Annotated in this window: 7 protein-coding genes; 1 reads left to right on the plus strand and 6 read right to left on the minus strand. The window is 69.6% G+C overall.

Going from position 1 to position 21,876, the window contains the following annotated elements; all coding sequences use genetic code 11:
• Positions 1–195: 195 nt before the first annotated feature.
• Positions 196–2,163, plus strand: coding sequence for an asparagine synthase (glutamine-hydrolyzing) (gene asnB / locus H3H55_RS21375; protein WP_129515394.1), 1,968 nt, complete (start codon positions 196–198; stop codon positions 2,161–2,163).
• Between the two features lie 52 nt (positions 2,164–2,215).
• On the opposite strand, the gene H3H55_RS21380 is transcribed toward asnB, so the two are convergent.
• The 6 genes from H3H55_RS21380 to H3H55_RS21405 all read right to left on the minus strand — a co-directional run bounded on the left by H3H55_RS21380 (position 2,216) and on the right by H3H55_RS21405 (position 21,875).
• A complete protein-coding gene (locus H3H55_RS21380; RefSeq protein WP_193100103.1) occupies positions 2,216–15,733 on the minus strand; it encodes an LWXIA domain-containing protein in 13,518 nt (4,505 codons plus the stop codon).
• A 214-nt stretch (positions 15,734–15,947) separates the two neighbouring features.
• Positions 15,948–16,739 (minus strand): lytic transglycosylase domain-containing protein, encoded by a 792-nt coding sequence (locus H3H55_RS21385; RefSeq protein ID WP_193100104.1) that lies wholly within the window; start codon positions 16,737–16,739, stop codon positions 15,948–15,950.
• Positions 16,736–17,410, minus strand: a complete 675-nt coding sequence (gene sctR / locus H3H55_RS21390; RefSeq protein ID WP_129515392.1) for a type III secretion system export apparatus subunit SctR — start codon at positions 17,408–17,410, stop codon at positions 16,736–16,738. Before sctR ends, H3H55_RS21385 begins: the two co-directional genes overlap by 4 nt.
• A 3-nt stretch (positions 17,411–17,413) precedes the next feature.
• Positions 17,414–18,568 (minus strand): type III secretion system cytoplasmic ring protein SctQ, encoded by a 1,155-nt coding sequence (gene sctQ / locus H3H55_RS21395; RefSeq protein WP_193100105.1) that lies wholly within the window; start codon positions 18,566–18,568, stop codon positions 17,414–17,416.
• A gap of 386 nt (positions 18,569–18,954) precedes the next feature.
• On the minus strand, positions 18,955–19,353 hold the full coding sequence (locus H3H55_RS21400) for a winged helix-turn-helix domain-containing protein (protein WP_048245607.1): 399 nt from the start codon (positions 19,351–19,353) through the stop codon (positions 18,955–18,957).
• Between the two features lie 311 nt (positions 19,354–19,664).
• A complete protein-coding gene (locus tag H3H55_RS21405) occupies positions 19,665–21,875 on the minus strand; it encodes a xanthine dehydrogenase family protein molybdopterin-binding subunit (RefSeq protein ID WP_193100106.1) in 2,211 nt (736 codons plus the stop codon).
• Between the last annotated feature and the right edge of the window lies 1 nt (position 21,876).

Here is a 21,876-nt window from a genome sequence, read left to right on the forward strand (position 1 = left end):
CCATTCGATATGGCCCTTTTGCGTGACCCTGCGCGCGGTGCTTGACGTGATTTATTTTTCGGCGTTCACCCGAATTCACCGGTGAATTATTGCTGAATTATTTCTTCGTAATATGGCTCGATCGTCACGCCGGACGGCGGGCCGCGAGGTTGCGCCATGCGTGACGGAACAGGTCAACAGGGGCGAACAAATCAAATGTGCGGAATCGACGGCTTCTTGAATAGCGTCGCCTTCGATGAGGAGACAGCGCGCGGTACGCTCGCGCGCATGACGGCGAGCCTGGCGCATCGCGGGCCGGACGGGCAGGGGATCTGGGTCGATCCGGAGGCCGGCATCGCGCTCGGCCACCGGCGGCTTGCGATCGTCGACCTGTCGGCTCACGGCCGGCAGCCGATGGCGTCCGCGTGCGGTCGTTATGTCATGGTCTTCAATGGCGAAATCTACAACCATCGCGAACTGCGCGCGGAGCTGGAGCGCGCGGGTCGCGCACCGGCGTGGCGCGGCCACTCCGACAGCGAGGTGCTGATCGCGGCGATCGTCGCGTGGGGTGTCGAGGCGGCGCTGCGGCGCGCGACCGGCATGTTCGCGTTCGCGCTGTGGAATCGCGCATCGCGGGTGCTGACGCTTGCGCGCGACCGGATCGGCGAGAAGCCGCTCTATTACGGCCGGATCGGCGACGCGCTCGTGTTCGCGTCCGAGCTGAAGGCGCTGCGCGGTTATCCGGGCTTCGACGGCACGATCGATCGCGACGCGCTGTGCCTGTACCTGCGCCAGTCGAGCGTGCCTGCGCCGTACACGATCTATCGCGGCATTCGCAAGCTGCCGCCCGGCACGTTCATCCAGTTCGAGCATGCGCGCGACACGCCGCGCCTGCGCGCGTACTGGACGCTCGAACAGGCGATCGAGAGCGGCCGCGCGCAGCCGTTCGAGGGCAACGCCGAGGACGCCGTCGGCCAGCTCGACGCGGTCCTGCGCCAGGCCGTCGCGCGGCAGATGGAAGCCGACGTGCCGCTCGGTGCGTTCCTGTCGGGCGGCGTCGATTCGTCCGCGATCGTCGCGCTGATGCAGGCGCAATCGGCGACGCCGGTCGACACGTTCACGATCGGCTTCCATGAAGCCGGCTACGACGAGGCCGGTTATGCGAAGGCCGTCGCGCGCCATCTCGGCACGCGCCATACCGAGCTTTACGTGACCGCCGACCATGCGCTCGACGTCGTGCCGAAGCTGCCGTCGATCTACGACGAGCCGTTCTCCGATGCGTCGCAGATCCCGACCTTTCTCGTGTCGGAGATGACGCGCCGGCACGTGAAGGTGAGCTTGTCCGGCGACGGCGGCGACGAGCTGTTCGGCGGTTATACGCGCTACTTTCTGACGCCGCGCCTGTGGCGCAAGCTGCATCGCGTGCCGGCGGCCGTGCGCGCGCGGATCGCCGCCGCGCTGCATGCGCTGCGGCCCGATCATGCGGACCAGCTCGCGGCCGTCGCGCAGGGTGCATGGGGCGGCGTGGAGGCGCGCGAATCGGCGACCCGCATCGGCGATCGCCTGCACAAGCTCGGCCATGTGATGACGGCCGAGAGCCGTATCGGCCTGTACCGGCTGCTGATGTCGTCGGTGCATCATCCCGAGCGTCTCGCGGTGTCGGGGCAGGAGCCGCCGACGCCGCTCGACACGGTATCCGCGTGGCCCGCACACCTGAGCTTCGCCGAGCAGGCGATGGCGATCGACACGCTCACGTACCTGCCGACCGACATTCTCGCGAAGGTCGATCGCGCGGCGATGGCCGTGAGCCTCGAGACGCGCATGCCGTTCCTCGACCATCACGTCGTCGAATTCGCGTGGCGCGTGCCGGCGTCGGTGCGCTTGCCGGAAGGGCAGTCGAAGGCGCTGCTGCGGCGGCTGCTCGACCGCTACGTGCCGTCCGCGCTGATCGACCGGCCAAAGCAGGGTTTCTGCGCGCCCGTCGACCACTGGCTGCGCGGCGCGCTGCGCGACTGGGCCGAGGCGCTGCTGCGGCCGTCGCGGTTGCGCGAGGAAGGCTTCTTCGACGCGGCCGCGGTCGAGCGTCTGTGGCGGCAGCACCAGACCGGCCGGATGAACTGGCAGCACCAGTTGTGGACGGTGCTGATGTTCCAGTCGTGGCTGGAGGCGCAGCGCGCGGGGTGACGCGGCGCGCCGCGCGGCCGGGGTTGGCTTCCGGCCGCGGGGCTGAACGTCGTCAGCCGACGTTCAGCGGCGTGCCGATCGCGAGGCCGCCCGGATTTCCGGCGGCCGCCGGATTGAGCTGCAGGATCTCGTTCAGCGCGCGCGCATCCTGCTCGCCGCGCGTCATCGCCTGCTGGTCGGCGCGTGACACGTGCGCGGCGTCGAGCAGCGACTGGCGATGCTGGTCGGCGATGACCCACAGCGAATCGCCGGCGACGACGATGTAGGGCTGCGCGCTCGGTGCACTTGGCGTGCTCGACGGGTTCGGCGTCTGCGACGGGGCCGGCTGGGTCGTCGGCGCCAGATGCGCATGCGTGCCTGACGGCGGCCCCGCCGGCGGGCCGCCCGGATGCGTCGAGCCGCCCGGATGCGTCGAACCGGTCGACGACGACTTACCGCCGCTGCCGCTGCCACCGAATGCCGTATAGAGCCAGTTGCCGACGTAGATCCCGATCGGCGCGAGCAGCAGGATGGTCGGCATCTTGCCGGTGACACGCTTCGTCAGGTTCGGGAAATGGGTGTCGGCGCGTGCGAGCGTGAGCAACGTCGCGGAGCTCAGCGACGAGATCGCCATCGGCAGGTTCGCGTGGATCGTCGGCGCCGAGCCGACGAACGGCCCGATGTAGCCGCCCGCGATGCTGGCGAGGTCGGACGCCGTGTCGATGAAGCGCACGACGCGGCTGCGCCGCTCGATGCTCAGGTGCGTGAACGCGCTCGCCTGCACGAGCCCCGTATAGGTGAGGCCGAGCAGCGCACCCGTGGTGCCGAGGAACGGCACCAGTGACGGATCCTGAAGCAGCGTGTGCAGCGACAGCTCGCCGAGGCTCGCGTAGCCGGCGATCGCCGCCGTGCGGCCGACCTTGCCGAGGAAGCGGCGCGGATTGCCGTGATGGAGCTGCTGGATCGACGTGCCGGCCAGCACCCCTTGCATCTGCTGGACCATGTCGTTCGCAATCAGCTTCGTGTACTCGACCGTCTTGTCGGCGGGCAGCTGCTGCCTGCGATGCAGCTCGAGCTGCAGATTGATCTTCGCACGGCCCTCGTCCGCCAGTCGCGTCAGCGCCTCGCGACGTTGCGCCTCGTGCATCCGGTGCGCCGACAACTGATTGTTCAGCCCGCTCATGAAGCGGTCGATCACGTGGTTGAAAAGCCGTGGATCGCCGCTTTGCAGCGCGCGCAGCGTGTCCTGGTGCAACGCCTGCACGAGGCGGCCAGTCCGCACGCCGACGAACGTCGTGTTGGCCGCCTGTTTGTAGTCGGTCGGCGTCAGGCCGATGTGGTGTACCGCGATGCCTGCGCCGACGCCGACCAGCCCGGACAGCACGTTCCTCCAGTTGAGCAGCGACCACGAGCGTTCCACCTGCTGCAGGCGCAGCGCATTCAGTTCCGCATAGGCGGCTTGCGGGTCGTCCGCCTTGACGTGCTCGGCGGCCTGCGCGCTGACGAGCCGGCTGTCGCTGACCGGCAGCGAGTCGTCGACGATCAGCGCCGGCTGCCGGACGACTTCGCGCCACGATGGGAGCCCCGCCGCGATGGCCTGGCCGTCCACGAGCGTCGTGTCCTGTTGCGGCGTGTGCAGCTTCGCGCCGACGGTGCTCAGCCAGTTGTCGGTAAACATGCGCGCTGGATCGTCCAGCGCGGGCTCGACTTCCTTGTGTTGCTGCCAGGTTTTGGTCGCAAACGTCGACGTCGCGTAACGCGCGCGATTCAGAAGTCGCGTCGTGTTGCCTTCGTAAAGCTGCCCGCGCAATGCCGCGATCGCGTCGGGTGCCAGCCCCTTGGCGCGGCCGATGCGCTCGATTTCGGCCAGCAGCATCTGGTGCTGATCAGCCAGCGTCTTGCGATCGACACGCTCGAACACGCGCGTCAGCGCATCCGAGCCGTGCAGCCGCGCGAGCTTGCTGTCGTTCGGTTTCGTGCCGCCCGGCTTGGCGGCTTCCGCCTGCGCGCGATCGACGAGCATCGTGGCCAGCGCGGTCGTCAGCTCCTGATTCGCGATGAAGTCGGCGCCGTGCGTCGCGTACGACAGGCCGACATGCACCCATTGCAGCGTCGGCCGGTCGAGCAGCGAGTCGACGAGCTCCAGGTGGCCCGCGCCCGGTACCGGCTCCGGCACCGTGTCCCAACCGTGGAACGTCACCATCACGTGCGGGGCGGGGTGGCCTTCGTGCTCGGAGGCCCACGATTCGAGCAGCGTGCCAAGGCGCGCGTGGTCCTGGTAACCGTCGTTGGTGCCGGCCTGATGCCGGTTGTCCTCGGACGAAATCAGCGCGCGCGCGGGCGCCATTTCCAGGCGCAGCAGGAAACCCGCTTGCGACGCCGCGTCGAGCCAGCGATGCAGATTCGCTTGGGTCAGGTCGTCGAGGTGCACGGTGTTGCCGTTCTCGCCGGTGATCGTCTCGTCCCAGTAGTCGATCTTCGCTTTCTTCTGATCGCCGATCGATTTCACGTCGTGCACGAAATCCGGGTCGTGCTTCGAGCCGCGCGTGGCGTTGAGCGTGTGCGGATCGACAGGGATCGTCACGACCGGCATGACACCGCCGTTGCGAACGATCTGCTTGACGAACGGCGCCGGATCGTCGGACAGCCGGTACGCGCGGCTCATCGGCACGACGCGGTTGCGGAATGCATCGCCGGACCTGAGGAACGCACGCCGCAGCGCGCGATCGGTGGCCGCGGCCGTGCTGAGGCCGCGCTGCGCGCGCTTCCAGAACGGCACCGGCGCATAGCGCGCACCGCCGCCCGACCAGTCGCGCGCCACGTACAGCGGCATGCCCGTGCCCCGCCACGCGGCGGCATCGGCCATCATCGCAGGCGGCGCCGCATCGTGCGGCGCGTCGGTCAGTTCGAGCGGTGCGAGGCGCGGGTCGCGTTCACGCTTCGCGAGCGCGTCGATCCGCTCCAGATGCGCAAACAGGCCGGACACGTCACCGTCGCCATACAGGCGTTTCCATTCGACTTGCGTGGTGCTGACGAGCGACGGCTGGTAAGGCTTGACCTTGAGCTCCGGGTAGACGGGCGCGGGCTGGCCCTGGCCCTTGGCTTGCTTGTTGGCAGCCTTGATCTCCTTCTTGAGCGCCCGTCTTGCGTCGCGTGCTTCGCGCGCTTGCTCGGTCGCCCACTTGCGCAGCGACGCGAGCACGCCGGGCGACTTGCTCTGTTCTATCGATTCCAGGTACGCGACGCGCCGTTCCAGCGCCGCGAGGCGCGTGCCGCGCGCATGCGCGGCCAGTTCGTCGGGTGTCAGCCCGGTGAGCAGCAGGTGCATGTTGGCACCGTACGGGCCTTTCCCGATCGGCGACGACTCGAGCGGCACACCCGTGCCGGTCGGGTTGCGCCAGTCGCCGTGCCACGTCAGCTTGCCGTTCGCGTCCGGCACGAGTATGCCGTCCGGTGCGTCGAGCCGGTAGGTCAGCGGGTCGGTCGTGTCGTAGACGTAGATGTGATGCCGACCCGCTTCGAGTGCGCCGAATTCGGCGGCGCTGAGCAGGTGCACGGCGTTGTGGCCGCTGTAATCGAGCGCCGCGTGTTTGTCCGGGGGCAGCACGTTTTTCTCGAACAGCCCGGTAGTCGCGGCCGGCGCGTGCGTGCCGCCAGCGGGCAGGGCGGCGCCCGTTTGACCGCGGCCAAGCATCGCCGCGGCGCGGTTGCGCGTCAGCAGCGCGGCGCGGCGCGGCGCGTTCAGCGTTTTCGTGATTCCCAGGTGGCCGAGATAGCGCAGGCCGGGCCGCGGCAGCTTGTCGGGCTTGTCGGGCTTGTCGGCTTTCGGCGGCTTGACCGGGTCGAAGCGATTGCCGATCCGCTTGAGCGTCGCCGGGTCGATGTCGCTGACGACGAACGACATGCCGCGCCGGCGCGCACGCGTGAGCGGCACACCGTGCGATTTGCCGTGCGGCCGCATGCGCACGTGCGCGCGCCGCGGGTACGCGTCGGAGAGCGGCCGTTCGGCAACACGGGTCTTCGCAAGCGGTGCGTTTTCCTGGTATTGCCAGACGCCCTTCGCGTCGTCGTAGCTGGCATGGCCGCGAATTTCGCCGCTTGCCCGGTCGACCGCGTAGATCGTGCCCGATGCGCCGGCCGCGCCGATCGCCTGGTGCGCATTCCGGTATTGCTTCGTGTTATCGAGCGCGTCGATCGCTTCGATGTACTCGGCCTTGACGCGGCCGGGTTGCGTGAATTCGACCGTCTTGCCGTCGGGAACGGGCTCGATCTTCGACACCCCGCCCAGCGCCCGCAGTTCCGTGAGCGACACCGGCGACGCATGGAACGCGAAGGCTCGGCGAGCGGCCGCGGCCTGCTCGGGATCCGCCGCATCCTTCGCGGGGTCGAGCGCGGCGACGAGCGATTGCCGTTCGTCCGGTGTCAGCGCGTTGCGGACGAACTTCGGCGACGTGATCGCGCCGTTCGCGTTGATCCGCGCGGTAGCGACGAATTCGGGCGCCGCATTGGGCGTCACCTTGCCGGCGCGCGTGATCAGCAGGTCGGTATCGACGCCGGTTTGCCGCACGAGTGCGCGCAGCGATGGCGCATGTGTGCCTTCGACGCGTTTGAGCGTGCGCATGTCGCGATCGTCGAGCCAGGCGCGCGCACGTGTCATCTTCGCGCTGTCGAGCGCATGCTGGCCGCGCCGTGCGCGGCCGCCCGCCGGCGCCGCGAGCCTGGCCGGCACGGCTTCGCCGGCGAGATCGGCATGGGCCTGCTCGCCGTACAGCGCGCGATAGGTCGGCTTGCCCGGCAGCGACGTGTGCATTTCGCCGAACGTGTCGGCGAGTGCGTCGAGCGCGGCCGGATCGCCGCTCGCCAACGCGTGCTCCGCCGCGCGTGCAAGCGCTTCCGGCAGTTGTACGTGCGCGGCGATGTCGGGGCCGCCCGCGGCGAGGATTTCGCCGCGCACGCGAGACGCGTTGACTTGCGCGCGCGCTTCGGCGCGCAGCAGGCTTTTCAAGTACGCGGCGGGGCTGCTGCGATCGACGCCGAGGGTGTCGGTCGCGATCTCGACGCTGTGCTGCGCCTCGTGCGCGAGTGCGAACACCAGCGTGCCGGCGCGGCGCGTGTTGCCGTCGAGAACGATCACGCGCTGCGCCGCGTCCACGTATTGGCCGCTGCCGGGCGCACCGAGCTTCACCTTCCAGCCGGTGTCGCGCCCGAGCCGCATCTGTTCGCGCAGCGTCGGCGAAAGCGACGCGAGCGCGTGCGCCTGCATCTTCAGCACGACGCCGCGGAAGGCCGTGACGACGCGCTCGATCACGCCGCGCCGCGGCGCATACGCGCCGGCCTCGTCGAACGCGGGGTGCGCGAGCCGGATACGGTTGGTCGCGATCCCGTAGTGGATTTTCGCGGCGACGTCGTCGATTCGCGTGAGCACGCTGCCGTCCGGGTCGGCGCCGGGCATCACTTCGCCGGGATCGTGCAGCATCACGTCGCCGTTGCGGCCGAACAGCACCTGGAAGTCGTACAGCAGATGATGAGTCTGCGTGACGCGGCGAATCCGTCCGAGATCGGCAAGACCGGTGCTCGATACCACGCGCGGCAGGCCGATGTCGAACTCGACGTCGACGCTGCTGATCTGCGCGGACGGCTTCAGCACGACGCCGACGCGGTTCGCGACCGTGAACGGCCCGTCGGTGGTGCTGGTCGGCAGCTCGTAGACGTCGCGCAGCATCGCGAGCCCGTCCTGCTCGAGGCCGACCGCTTCGTACGCGTCGACGAGGCCCGCGATCGAGTCGTCGCGGAACACGCCGATCGCCTGTCCGGCTCCGCCGTCGAACACGGTCTTGTAGGCGCCCGAGCCGAGCACCGGCCCGAGGAAGTCCGCCGGATCGGCGCGTCGTGCGGGATCGCCGTCGATGTAGAGATCGCCGTGTACGGGGTTGACCGACAGCTCGCCGAGCGACGGCTGGTGATAGGCGGCCGGCACATAGCGGTTCATCGCGGACAGGTCGGTCAGCGCGCGGGCGTCGCCGACCGCATCCGGATGCGCGGTGTAGATCGCGCGTTGCCACAGGTTCGCGAGCTGGGCGGCAGCGCCTTCGTTCGCATGCCGCGCCGACAGGATCGTCGTATAGCCCGTGTCGGATGGAGGCGGATTGAGCAGCGTGAACGTGTGTGGATCGACCGGTCGCCCGTCGGGGCCGAGCAGCGTGCCGTCGTGCAGCGTCTCGGCGGGCACGATGGCGAGACGCTGGTGCGGATCGATCAGGACGCGGCCGTCACGCAGGAACGACAGCGTGTCGAACGGCGGCGGACCGCCGGCGCCGAACGGCGACGCGTTGCGCTCGGCGTTCGCCTGCGACCACGCCGCGCGCTGCGCCTGGATCTCGCGCATCGTGTGCGGCCCATCGCCCGTGTCGCCGCGCGCGTCGTGCATCTCCGGCGCCGGCATGGCACGCGCGCCCCGTGCCGGGCGGCGGTCGTATGCGTCGCCGTAGTACGCGGCATAGGTCTTGCCGCCGGCGCCCGACACCGGCGCATCGGCGAACGCATCGGCGAGCCGCGCAACAGCGCCGTCATCGCCGCGCGCCGGCTGCCAGGCATCCGCTTCACGCTGCAGCGCGTCCGGCAGCCGCACGTTCGCGGCGATGTCGATGCCGCTTGCCATTGCGATCTCGTAGCGTGTTTCGAACGCATTGATCTGCGCGCGTGCCTCGGCTTCGAGCGCCGTGCGCGTGAAGCGGCCCCGGCCGCTGTAGTCGAGCCCGAGCGAACCGTTGATCGCCTCGATCGCATGCTTGGTCTCGTGCGCGAGCACGTACGTCATCGATCCGGGGCCGGCCATCGCGCCGTCGATCGTCACGCGCCTGCGCTTCGTATCGATCCGGCTGCCGCCGCCGCGCTTGCCGACGCGCACGCGCCAGCCGTTGGTCTCGAGCATGCGCAATTGCGCGGCGAGCGTGCCTGACTGCTGGGCGAGCGCGCTGACCTCGTCGGGCAGCGGCGCGCCGCCGATGCGCATCCGCACGCGCGTGATCGGCGAAGGCTTTTGCGCGAACGCATCGGGCGGCAGCGTTTCGGCGGGTTCCGGTTGCGTGGGCTCGAGCGAATTCGCCTGGAGCCAGCGCATGATCCCGTTCTCGATGTCCGCGAGACGGGAGAGCGACACGACGTGCGCCGCGTAATTGTGGACGATCCGACCGGGATCGCTGACCAGGAAGTCGCCCGTGGATGTGAAGATCCCCTGCACGTCGAAGCCGATGTCGGATTGCTCGAGCACTTCGCGCAGCTTCACCACGTTCTGGATCGCGGTGACCGCTATGGCGGGCGGCAGCGCGCCTGTCGCAAACTCGTCGCTGTGGAATACGCCGAGCGGACGATACAGCACGGTTGGCCGATCGCCGAGCGCGCGGAACGGCCCGTCCATCTTGACCGTGCGCACGCCGAGTCGGTCGAGTTCCTCGAGCGCGAGCCGCTCGTCGACCGCGAGCTGCTCTTCGAAGGTGAGCGGCTTGTCGGCCGTGCCTTGCGCGTCGCTGGTCGAGCGCGCCTGCAAGGGTTCCGTGGGTGTCGGGCCGTGATCGATGGTGGCGAGCGCGGCGTCGTCGCCGAGCGCGAACACGGTCTTGCGGGCGCCTGTGCCGAGCAGTTCGCCGACGTGGCGTTCGACGTCGATTCGCGTGCCCGGGTCGCCTTCGAGATGGACGCCTTCGGCGTCGGCGGCGAGCGCGCCGAGGTTGTGCGGCGCCACGGGCGCCGGGTCGAAGCGGTGGAAGACGCGCGTGTCGAGCAGCGCCGCATGGTCGCCGATCGCATGCGCGGGCGGCGCGTAGACGGAGCGTTGCCACAGATTCGCGAGCCGCGCGGCGGTTTCGTAGCCGCCGTGCTGCGCGGACAGCACGATCGCGTCGGCGTCCTTGACCAGGCTCCACGGCGCCATCGAGATCGTGTATTCGTGCGCGCCGACCGGCTTGCCGTCGGCGAGCAGGGTGCCGTCCGGCTGCGTGTCCGCGTGCAGCACGAGCAGGTTGTGGGCGGGCGACGTCGAGAAGTGCCCGCCGCGGTTCGCCTGCAGTTCGGCCGCGTCGGGAACCGGGTGGCCGTCGCCGAACGGCGACGCGAGTACCGCGTGCGCATGGCTCCACGCGGTGCGATCGTCGGGGTGTTGCAGTCCGCGCGGCGCGGTGCCGTCCTTGCCTGCGTCGGCTGCTTGCATACGCGGCGCGGGCATGTGGCGCGGGATGCCGCCCTTGCGCTTCTGGCGTGCCCACACATCGTCGTAGAACTCGCGATAGGTCTGCTCGTCGCGGCCGGATACCGGTGCATCGGCGAATATGTCGGCGAGCCGCTCGACCGTCCCGGCGTAATCGTTCGACGGGCCGTGCCAGTCGACGCCCTCCCGCGCGATCGCATCCGGCAAATGCGCGTGTTCGGCGATGTCGACGCCGCTCGAGAACGCGATTTCATAGCGTGCCTCGAACGCGTTGATCTGCGCGCGCGCCTCCGCTTCGAGCGCCTTGCGCGTGAAGCGGCTGCGATCGCCGTAGTCGAGATTCAGCGCGCCGGCCATCGCCTCCACCGCTTGCCGCGCCTCGTTCGCGAGCGTGTACGTGATGCTGCCCGGATGCTCGAGCGCGCCGTCGATCGTTACGCGCCTGCGCTTCGTATCGATGCCGCTGCCGCTGCCGCCGCCGCGCTTGCCGAGCTTTACGCGCCAGCCGGCGTCGTTCAGCATGCGTAGTTGCGTGGCGAGCGTCGCCGACTGCATCGCGAGCGCTTGCGCGGCCTCGGGCAATGGCGCGCCGCCGACGCGAATCTGCATCCGCGTGAACCAGCCGGGGATCGGCGCAGCCGCGTCGGGCGATGCGGCTTCGGTGATCTCGGGGTGCGGCGCCGCGAGACCGGGATCGGACGGCTCCGCGGCGTCGTTCGCCGCGGCGGGCCGCGCCTTCGCGCCGTCCGCGCGGGCGGGGGTTTCGGCGACGGGTTGATCCGATGTCGTCTCGTCGCGGGCGGGTACCCGCTCGGGTGCATCGGTGCGTTCTGGTTTGACCAGCACGAGAATCCGGTTCGGCGCGCTGAAGCGGCCGTCAAGCGCCTTCACCGGCTGCGGCGTCGCGGCGGGGCGGGGCACCGCGGGATCGTTCGGGCCGCGCTTGCCGGCGAGCACGATCAGCGTGTCGTCGCCCGCATTGCGTGGCGGCGTTGCATGCGGCGCTTCGTCGGGCGCGGCGTCGCCGGGCAGGCCGCCGAGGCCGCCGGTGGCCTCGGCGGCTTCCGGCGCCGGATCGAAGCGGAGCACGCGCGCGTTGGCGTGCAACTGGCCATCGGCGCCGAATGCATCGGGCGCGGCCGCATAGACGGGTTTCTGCCACCGGTTCGCCAGCTCGGGCGCGAGTTGCGCGTCGTGCTCGCCGGCGACGACGATGATGGGTTCCTCGAGGTCCTGCGGACGGAGGCCGGCGGGTGAGGGTGCGTCCGGCCGCGCGCCGTCGCGGACGATATAAACCGTGCGGTCGCCGATCTCCATCGGTTCCACGCTCGGCCCGCGCGGCACCGCGATGCCGGCCGGGTCGGACGTCGCCGGGCGCGCGGCGCTCGGCTCGTCGGTGAGGTCGACGACGCTGACGTTGACGCGCGCCGGCGCGCCGTCAGGCGCCGCACGATTGCCGGCGCCGGCCGGCATGTCGGGTTCGACCGGGCGGTACCGCATCGCGCTTGCATCGGCGCTGCGCCGGTTGGTGCTCGCGTTCGTCGTGTGCTCGGCCGCGCTTTCGTTGCGCTGCTCGTCGACGCGCGCGCGGTCCTCGCTCGCTCGCCGCGTGCTGCGCGCGTCGGTGGCGGCGCTTGCCGTTTCGTCCTGCGCCGCCGTCTGCGCGAGGCTGCGTGGCGCCTGCTCGCCGCCGCTCGCGTCGGCGTATGCGTCGCGAGCCTGCTGCAGTACGTTGTCGAGCAGGTCGAGCGGGGTTTTCGCCAGGATTTTCGGCGTCGTGTTCATCCGCCCGCCGGGGCCGAACGACAGGCTTTCGCCGGTGTCGGTCAGCGAGTCGACGCGCGTGCCGTTGGTCCAGTTCTTGTCGGAAGCGGACACGAGCGACAGCTTGCCGTCCTCGCCGAGCACCACCGAGTCGCCCGGCGGCAACGCCTTGCGCGACGTGTTGTCGAGCACGCGAATCGGTTTGTCGTCGTAAGTCAGTATCTTGTCGCCGACCATCAGCGTGCCGTCGCGCGAGACCGTGACGCGCTCGCCATCGAATGTCGCACGATTGCGGCCGACGGCAAGCGACGCGTTGTCGCCCTTGTTCAGCAGTTGCCCGATCGTCTGGCCGTCGACGGTGACGACCTCGCCGTCAGGCGTGCGCGCGGCGAACGGCTTGCCCGTGCGATTGACGACGCTCGTGACCGCGCGCTCCTTGAGTCCGCCTGCGGCCATCAGCGCGAGGTTCGTGAAGCCGCCCACGAGCGCCCGGTTGCCTGCCTTGGCATTGCCGCTCAAGTAATCGGCACCGGCCTCGACGAAGGACTCGCTCGCGCCGGCCAGACCTGTCGTGAACGCGGTGACCTTCATGGTGCCGTTCAGGATCGACGCGACTTTCGGTGTGCGCGTGAGCGCCGTGACGGTACGCGTGAAAAGCTTGCTGCCGACGAGCTTCGCGGCGCCGGCCGCCCCCATCGGCACCAGGTTGATGAAGTCCGAGCGCGCGCCCGCGTCGCTGAGCGGATTGATGCTGTGGCCGTGCTCGGCGCGATTCGCGAGGTCGAGCGCCGAGCTCGTCATCGTCGCGGCGATCGACGTGTAGGTCATGGCGGCGCCGGCGACGTTCAGCGCCGCGCCGAGCGGCAGGCCGAGCACCGTCGCGTCGAGCACGCCGCCGATGCCTTCGAGCACCATCCCGCCGATCAGCATGCCGAGATTGACCTTGGTGCCCGTCAGGTTGCTGAGGAAGCTGTCGAAACCGCTTTCGTGGTGCGCGGCGTGCGACATGATCTGCAGCGAGCCGTCCGCGTTGTGGCCGGTCACGATGTCGACCGTGCCGTCCGACGACAACTGGTTGTTGTTGATGTAATCGTTGATGTCGCTGTACGTACCGGCCGTCTCGTCCACGAACTGCGTACCGCCGTTCTTGTCCGTGACCTTGAAGAGCGCGGTCGTCTGCATGCCGGTGTCCTTCGCGGCATAAACGATCGGCAGCACGCTGATTTGCGTGTCCTGCCCGCCGCCGATCTTCAGCAGCGCGTCGCGCACGCCGTTGATCGCCGACAGCTTGTCCTTGTCGGTGAAGTGCACCTGCGTATCGGTGGCGACGGTGGTGCTCGACGACGAAGCGCCGGCGACGTCCGGCTGCATGCCGAGTGCGACGCCGATCAGGTTGCGCTGTTGCGTGTCGCTCAGCTTGCCGAAGTCGATCGTCGCGCCGTTGCCGGTGCTCGCGCCCGCTGCGTCGAGCAGCGTGTTCGACAGGTCGCCGCGGTGCGCCTCGTAGAAATCGTGCAGGGCCTTCTTGTAGTCGTCATAGGCGTCCGAGCCATCCGTCGCGTAGCGCAACCGCTCGTCGAGGCCGGCGTCGAACTGGTCCATCAGCACTTGCTGGTGCGCCGACTCGCTCATCAGATGCAGCCGTTGCACCGTGTTGTCGGCATTCTGCACATCCAGCTTCGCCTGATCGAGCTGGCTCTGGTACGGGTTCGGCAGCAGCGGCGTATAGGCCGGCAGGATGTCGCCGTCCGCAAGGTGCCGGAAACGCGCCGGCGCCGGATGCGATGCCTGCCAGCCGTCGTATTGCTGCTGAACCGTCGTCAGCGTGTCGTGCTTCTGCGCTTGCTGGGTGCGCGCCTGGGCGAGCGCTGCGTTGGTCGCGCGTTCGTTGACCGAATCCGACAGGCGATTGTCGGCCGCGCTGATCGCGCCCGCGGCGACGCGCAGGCGTTTTGCATCGAGCAGCGTCGGGCCGGTGGGGGCCGCGGCACTCGCCGTCGCATCCTTCGGCTGGGGCGGGAGAGCGCCTGTCAGGAACGGCGCCGTGTTCAGCCACGGCGTGTCGACATTCGGGACGCCGCTTGCGGTCGGGTTCGCCGTCGAGAGCGGTGACGAGAACGGTGCTGCCGCGCCGGGCAGATTCGCCGCGCCGTTCGCGGGTGTGCCGCTCAGGCTCGGGTTCCACGGCGACGGCGAAAACGCCGGATTCAGCACGTTCGGCTGCACGCGGCACAACGGCGGCGGTTTCACGGTCGCTTCGATCTGGGCAGCCTGGTCATCGTACTGCTGCGCGAGCGATGCGCCATATGCGACGACGAACGAGTCGTGCGCGATGCTCGCCTGCTGCTTCGCGAGTTGAAGCTGCGTGTACGGGTCGCTGGGATCGTTGTCGATCGGCGTATGTTTGCCGTGGAAGTTGGCCTGCAACGTATCGACCTGCTGTTGCGTGTACAGCATCTGCAGATAGCTGCTGCTGGTGCCTGCCTTGGTCTGCGCGTGTTCGAGCGTGGTCTTGTCCTTCGCGATCGCGCCGGGCACGATGACCGTCGGCCCCTCCTTGCCGTTGTCCGCATCGGATTGCTGCTGTGCTTGCGCGAGCGTCACGTTGTCGTTCGCCGCCGCGAGCGCGGCATTTGCGTAGTTCGCGTCCTTCGCGGCTGCCGTAACGGCCTGCTGCGCGGCGTCCGCGGAGGCCGGCGCATCCGGCGTCGACACCTGAAGGCCCTGCTGCGCGAGCGCGTCGTTCAGCCGGCTGACGCCGGCGTCGACCGCCGCCTTGTAGTCGGGATCGGCGAGGTACGACTGGAATTGCGTGTACGCGAGATTCGAGTTCGCGACGTCCGCGTAATATTTCGACGCGCCTGCCGCGGCTTGCGCGTCGGCGTTCTGCCAGTCGTCGTACGCACGGATCTGGACGGGGTTCTTGCAATCGCTCGCCTGCGGCGCCCAGTTCGTGTCGTTCGGATCGTGCGGGTAGTCGGGGAACAGCGCCTGCAGTGCGGCGAGCTTCTGCGTGGCGAGATTCTGCGCATCGCCCGGATTCGTCACTTCGCCGGTATCCGACTGCACCATGCCCGCGGGCATGTCGTTTGTCGCCTGTTCGCCGTACAGGATCATGTAGCCGGCGTCGGTGGTCACGTTCAGCTCGCGCTGCGCGGCGTCCGAGGCCGAGCGCGCCTTTGCGTAGTTATCCTGCGCGGCCTTGCGGTCGTCGGGCGTCGACTCGGGATCGTGGTTCACGAGGCGCAGCACGTTCTGCGCGCCCTGCAGCGATTGCGATGCGTTGTCGTATTGCGTCTGCGCGTCCTGGATCGCTTTCTGTACCGCGCTCGTCTTTTCGTTCTCGACCGTAATGTCGGGCGGCGGCGGCGCGTACTGCGCGGCCATGCTCTGAATCAACGACGTCGCGGACGCGATCTCGGCATTGGTCGGCTTCGACGGGTCGGTCCCGAGGTCCGCCTGTACCGGGATCGGGGGCGTGATGGCGGAATTGGCGGGGTTCGCGGGGCCGGATTGCGAGTCGTCCTGTTTCGGCGGGGGCGGCGGCGCGACGACCGGGTTCAGCGTTTCCGACAGGAAGCGCTGCCAGTTGACGCCCATTCCCATTCCGTCGATCGACAGCATGCTCGTCTCCCCTGAACCGTGTAATGCGCGCCGCGACGCGATCCGACGAGTGTAGGGACACGGGTTGCGGCCGGATCGCCGCTGTTTCGTAGCGCCGCGACGCGGCCGGCGCGCGGGCGCGCAGCACGCTACGAGACGAGCGCGGCCACGCGGCAGCGGGGGGCCGCGCGGTGTGCCGGCGACGTTCGCGCCCCTGAAAACGGGCCGTGCGCCGTCACTGGTCGAGACACCGCACGCACAGCCGCTTCGCCTGGTTTGCCGGCAGCCCGTGGCACATCATCATCACCGGGCGTGCATGGCAGGACGGCGCATCGGCGGACGCGGCGGGCGATGCCAGCCGGCGCGCGCGTTCGGGCGGCGTGGTGGCGGCGGCTTCCATGCGCCGCCGGCGCTCGGGCGGCGGCGTGTCGCTCACGACGGGAATCGGTTCGATGCCGCCTTCGCGCGCGTTGCGCTGCGCGCTTGCGACGACGCGGCTTACATAGCCGCTCGAGAAGCCCGTCGTGAAGTTGCCGCTGTAGTAGCACGACAGCGCCGCGCGCAACGCGGCCTGCGTGGCGCGGCCGGTGCCCGACGAGCGCGCGAAGCATTCGGTCAGGATCGCGCCGCCGGCCTGCAGGTTGCGGCAAGGTTCGAACATCGTCGCTTCGTCGAGCCCGTATTTCGAGAAATTGCGTTCGTTCACCTGCGCGAGGCCGACGCTGTAGCTGAAGCCGCGCGACGTGAGTTCGCGCGCGGTCGCGCGGGCCTCGTCGAGCGATGCGGGCTGGCGTGTCAGGTGCCCGCCGACCACGCCGATCGCATAGGGATTGAAGCCCGACTCGGTGCGCACGAGCGCGGCGAGCGTGTCGGGATCGACGTTCGGCGCGCAGGCGCGTGCGAGTTGCGCGAAGCCCGCGCCGCTCGCCGCCTGCGCGATGCGCGGCTGCATGCCGGCGAATGCGAGCGCGAGCCCGGCCAGCGCGCACAGGCACGCGGCGGCGGTGCGCAGGCCGCGCGCGTTCATCCCGCGCCCGCCACGCGGTAGGACATCACGAGCCCGTGTACGAGCAACGACCAGCCGTCGAGCGCGACGAACAGCAGCAGCTTGAACGGCACGGAGATCGTTGTCGGCGAGATCATCTGCATCCCGAGCGCGAGCAGGATGTTCGCGACCAGCAGGTCGACGACGATGAACACGATATAGATCACGAAGCCGATCTGGAACGCCTTCGTCAGCTCGGCGAGCGTGAAGCTCGGCACCAGCACGAGCAGGTCGTCGTCCTTGATGCCATCCGCGCGGTTTTTCGGCCAGACCGACGTCGCGGTGCGCACGAAGAATTCGCGGTCGCGCTGCCGCGTGTGCGACACGAGGAAATCCTTGATCGGCGGTAACGCGGCATCGGCGAGCGCGCCGATGTCGGCGGTCGACAGTTGCCCCGATGCGTCGAAATGGCGGGCCTGCAGCGCGTCGCGGATCGACATCCCGACGGGCGCCATGATGAACAGCGACAGGATCAGCGCGATGCCGTTCAGCACGAGGTTCGGCGGCACCTGCTGGATCCCGAGCGCGGAGCGCAGGAGACCGAGCACGACCACGAGCTTCGTGTAGCTCGTCACCATCAGCGCCGCGAACGGCGCGACGCCGAGCGCGGCGATCACCGCGATCAGCGCGACCGGATTCGGCAGGTTGCCCATCGCTCAGCGCTCGCGCGGCGTGGGTTGCGTCAGCGTGACGACACGCACGCCGAGCTTCTGGCCGACCGCGATCAGGTGGCCGGTGCCGATCAGCATCCCGTTTGCGACGAGATGGATCACGCTCTGGTTGATCCCTTGCTGCAGCTCGATCACGGCGCCCGGCTGCAGCGCGCTCAGCTCGCCGAGCGGCATCGACGTGGGCGGCAGCTCGAAGCGCAGGTCGACCGCGAGGCCGTCGAGCGTGCGGGGCGCATCGGCGGGCGGCGCGTCGTGCGTCGTCGCGGGCGCGGTGTCGGTGCGGGTCGGTTCCAAAGGCATCTCCCTGATTCGTTCGACGGTCAGCCGGCTACCCGACGGCCGCCCGGTGATCTCCCATGCCGGCGCGGCCGGCAGCCGCGCGACGCACAGCAGGTTCTGCTCGTGCGCCTGCCAGCGCTCGATCGCGATGATGTCGCCGCCGACGACGTCGGCCAGCTCGGCCGTCGTCAGCTCGGTGCGGCCGATCTCGAACACGAGCGGCACGGGCAGGTTCGCGTAGGCCGCGCGCGTGTCGGCAAGCGCAGCCGGCGCCGCCGCGAAGAACACGGCCAGCGCATCCGGCGCATCGAACAGCAGCGCGCCGTGGCAGCGCCATGCGCCGTCGGCGCGCCGCAATTCGAAACGCAGCGCGGCCGGCAAAACGCGCCACGCGGGCGCGTGCTCGGGCGGTGGCAGCAATTCCACGCGCTGCCGCGTCGCGGCCTGCAGCACGCCCGCGAGCGGTGCGCACAGGTCGGCGAGCAGCGCCGCGCGGATCACTGCGGGCACGGCCGGATCGGCCGCGTCGCCCAGCCATTCGATTTCCGCGAGCGGGTCGATCCACAGCGTGCCGGCGGCCGGGCCGACGACGAAGCGGTACGCGCGCGCATCGGCGGCCGGCTCGGCGTCGACGCGCCAGCGCACTTCATACGCGTGCTCGCCGAGCGTGACCGGCACGGCGCCGGTCGCGCCGTACGCGTGCGACAGCCCGCGCGCGGTGGCGGCGGACAGGCGCGGCAAGTGGGGCGACGCGTCGAGCGCGACCGCGGCCGGCGCAGCGGCGGGCGGCGCGGAAGCAGCGGGCATGGCCCGGTTCGCGGCATCGCCGGCGTCGGCATTCGTCAGGAACAGCGCAGGCACGGCGGGATCGGGGCGAATTCGGCGTTGGTTCGACGGGTTGTTCTGGGGCCGGTGGCGCGGAGGGGCACGCGGCTGCTGCGTCGATTGTAGGGACGGCAATGGCTGCGTGCCGCGCCGGAATCCGTAGTCGTGCGCATCGCGCGGCAGCACGGGGAGCGGGGCGCTACGAAGCGCGATGCAGCGGGATATGCGGCCGCACAGGCGGTAGCGAGCGACCAAAAAGCGACCGCCGCCCGGAGGCGGCGGTCGGGTCGCGACTGGCTGGCGGGCCGGGCGGCATGCAGGCCGCGCCCGGCTGGCGGGCCGCGAGGCGCTGCGCAACGACGCAGCGCGGTGGGGGGAGCGTTGCAGGCGCGCCGCGGGCAGGCGTCGCGCGGGGTAAAGCGTCAGGCGTAGTCGGCGGCCATCACGGCTTGCGGCGCCGCGCGCAGGATCGGCGCCGCGTCGTGGCGCTCGACGTGCGTCATCGCCGCACCGAACAGCACGAGGCGATAGCCGACCGCGTAGATCGGGATGATCCGCAGGTTCTTGTCGTGATCGAGTTGCAGCTTCGAACGGATACGCGAGATATGGGTGTCGAGCGTGCGCGACGATACGCCCAGCTCGCGGCCCCACACGGCTTCCTGGATTGCCTGCCGCGGCACGATCTTGTTCATGTTGTCGAGCAGGAATTCGACGACGTCGAATTCGCGCGGCGTGACGTCGATGATTGTGTTGTCGATTTCGATCGTGCGGCGCACGAAGTTGATTTTTATGTTGTCGATGTACAGATATTTGCAATCCATGGTGGCCCTCGCATGTCCATAAAGGAGTGTTTGCCCGCCTTATGCTGCAACTTTCGGGCCAGGTGGAGGATTGTCACGAATCGACAGGGGATCGCACTGCGGCAGGCGGCTCGGCGGCCTTGAATTTAAAAGAATTTTTAACGAGCGGCGTGACGCGAGTACAGAAAGGGTCGGAGCAATATTGAAGGATTGTTACGTAGCATCGGCGGGCGACGTTACGGGCGTTACGTTTGACGTAACGTGCGGGGGAGGCGGGATTCGGGGGCCGGCCGCGGGACGTCTCCATCCCGCGGCCGGCGCATCACCCAGCCTCAAGCCTTCGCGCTATCCGCCGAATCGAACGGCAGCACGTAATGCCGCTTGCCGGTCGCCGCGAAGATCGCGTTCGCGACCGCCGGCCCGACCGGCGCGACGCCCGGCTCGCCGACCCCGGTCGGCGCTTCGGCCGACGGCACGATATACACCTCGACCTTCGGCATCTCGGCCATGCGCAGCACGTGGTAGCCGTCGAAGTTGCGCTGCTCGACGTGACCGTCCTTCAGCGTGATCGCGCTGTGCATCGCCGCGCCGAGCCCGAAGCCGATGCCGCCTTCCATCTGCGCGGCGACGATGTCGGGATTGATCGCGATCCCGCAGTCGACCGCGCACACCACACGCTCGACCTTCACCTTGCCGTCCGCGTCGACCGACACCTCGGCCACCTGCGCGACGTAGCTCTTGAACGCCTCGGCCACCGCGATCCCGCGCCCGCGGCCCTTCGGCAGCGGCTTGGCCGGATCCCAGCCGGCCTTCTGCGCGGCCAGGTCCAGCACCGCGCGCATGCGCGGCTCCTTCGCGAGCAGGTCGCGGCGGAACGCGTACGGGTCCTTGCCGGCCGTGTGTGCGGCTTCGTCGATGAACGCCTCGACCGCATAGGCCGTGTGCGAGCTGCCGACCACGCGCCACCACAGCACGGGCACGCCCGTCTTCACGGTGGCGAGTTCGACCGACACGTTCGGCACCGCGTACGGCAGGTTCGCCGCGCCCTCGACCGACGTCGCGTCGACGCCGTTCTTGACCATGAACGCCTCGAACGGCGTGCCGGCGAGGATCGACTGGCCGACGATCCGGTGACGCCAGCCGACCAGCCGGCCGTCCGCGGTCAGGCCCGCGTCGAGCTTGTGGAAGTACATCGGCCGGTAGAAGCCGCCCTGGATGTCGTCCTCGCGCGTCCACTGCAGCTTGACGGGCTTGCCGTCCGCGCCGAGCGCCTTCGCGATCGATACGGCCTCGACCACGTAGTCCGACCACGCGTTCGCGCGCCGGCCGAAGCTGCCGCCCGCGTACAGCGTGTGGATCTGTACCTGCTCGGGCTTCAGGCCGGCGACCCGGGCCGCGTTGGCCTGGTCGACCGTCTGGAACTGGTCGCCGGCCCAGATCTCGCAACTGTCGGCCGTCAGCTTGATGACCGCGTCGAGCGGCTCCATCGGCGCGTGCGCGAGATACGGGAATTCGTACGTCGCGCTGAGCTTGCGCGCCGCGCCGGCGATCGCCGCGTCGGCATCGCCGTCCTTGCGCGCCGACGTGCCCGGCTTGTCGGCGAGCTGCCGGTATTCGCGCATGATCTCGTCCGAGCCGCGCTTTTCGGCGTTCGCCTCGTCCCATTCGACCTTCAGCGCGTCGCGGCCCTGTTTCGCGGCCCAGAAGCCCGTCGCGACGACCGCGACGCCGCCCGGCACCTGCACGACCGACACGACGCCCGGCACGGCCTTCGCGGCGGTCGCGTCGAACGACTTCACCGTCGCGCCGAAGCGTGGCGGGCGCTGCAGCAGCGCGACGCGCATGCCGGGGAAGGTCGTGTCGAGCGTGAAATGCGCGGTGCCGTTCGATTTTGCCGAGGCGTCGACACGCGGAATCCGCTGACCGATCAGCTTGAAATCGGCCGGCTGCTTCAGCACGACCTTGTCCGGCACGGGCAGCTTCGACGCATCGGCGACGAGCGTGCCGTACGCGGCCGTCTTGCCGCTCTTCGCGTGCGTGACGACGCCATCCGCCGTCGTCAGCTCGCTGGCCGGCACCTTCCAGCGGGCCGCCGCGGCCGACACGAGCATCGCGCGGGCCTTGCCGCCCGCTTCGCGCAACTGCTGCCACGAGTTCGCCATGGCCGAGCTGCCGCCCGTGCCCTGCATCGTGCCGAACGCGAGGTTCGCATAGCGTTTCGCATCGGCCGGCGCGCTTTCGACGCGCACGTTCGACCAGTTGGCGTCGAGCTCCTCGGCGACGATCGTCGCGATGCCCGTATACGCGCCCTGGCCCAGTTCGACGTGCTTCGCGATGACCGTGACCGCGCCGTCGGGCGTGATGCGCAGGAACGCGTTCGGCGCGAAGTCGGCGGCGGGCGCGGTGGCGGCCAGCGCGCGGCGGCCGAGGCCGGCCCATTCGAAGCCGATGGTCAGGCTGACGGCGGCCGCGGCGCCCGCGGCCTTCAGGAACGTGCGGCGCGACGGCCGTACCGAGCCGGTGTTGTCGAGTTCGATCGTCATG

Origin of the sequence: Burkholderia sp. Z1 (genome assembly GCF_014893795.1) — a bacterium.
In the GTDB taxonomy this organism is placed as follows: Bacteria; Pseudomonadota; Gammaproteobacteria; order Burkholderiales; family Burkholderiaceae; genus Burkholderia; species Burkholderia theae.

Coding starts and splice junctions, on each gene's coding strand:
- asnB (WP_129515394.1), top strand. CDS start 196: ATGTGCGGAATCGACGGCTTCTTGAATAGCGTCGCCTTCGATGAGGAG.
- H3H55_RS21380 (WP_193100103.1), bottom strand. CDS start 15,733: ATGCTGTCGATCGACGGAATGGGAATGGGCGTCAACTGGCAGCGCTTC.
- H3H55_RS21385 (WP_193100104.1), bottom strand. CDS start 16,739: ATGAACGCGCGCGGCCTGCGCACCGCCGCCGCGTGCCTGTGCGCGCTG.
- sctR (WP_129515392.1), bottom strand. CDS start 17,410: ATGGGCAACCTGCCGAATCCGGTCGCGCTGATCGCGGTGATCGCCGCG.
- H3H55_RS21400 (WP_048245607.1), bottom strand. CDS start 19,353: ATGGATTGCAAATATCTGTACATCGACAACATAAAAATCAACTTCGTG.
- H3H55_RS21405 (WP_193100106.1), bottom strand. CDS start 21,875: ATGACGATCGAACTCGACAACACCGGCTCGGTACGGCCGTCGCGCCGC.